The sequence below is a fragment of the Citrobacter sp. TBCS-14 genome, assembly GCF_005280805.1.
Lineage (GTDB): Bacteria > Pseudomonadota > Gammaproteobacteria > Enterobacterales > Enterobacteriaceae > Citrobacter > Citrobacter gillenii.
In genome coordinates, this window is record NZ_SZWM01000960.1 from 1 (window position 1) to 248 (window position 248).

The 248-nt window shown below is 51.2% G+C and carries 1 pseudogene; it reads left to right on the forward strand.

Annotated elements, in window-relative coordinates:
- Positions 1 to 248: pseudogene (locus tag FDX22_RS22265) on the forward strand (3-oxoacyl-ACP synthase); the annotation flags it as partial.

Below are 248 nucleotides of genomic sequence, written 5' to 3' on the forward strand. Positions count from 1 at the left end.
TAACGCCGATTTGGAAAAAATGGTCGAGACATCTGATGAGTGGATCGTCTCTCGTACAGGTATCCGCGAACGCCATATTGCTGGGCCAAATGAAACCGTTGCGACGATGGGCTTTGCCGCCGCTAACCGTGCACTTGAAATGGCCGGCATCGACAAAGAACAAATTGGTCTGATTGTGGTTGCTACCACGTCATCAACCCACGCATTTCCAAGCGCGGCGTGCCAGATCCAAAGTATGCTTGGGATTA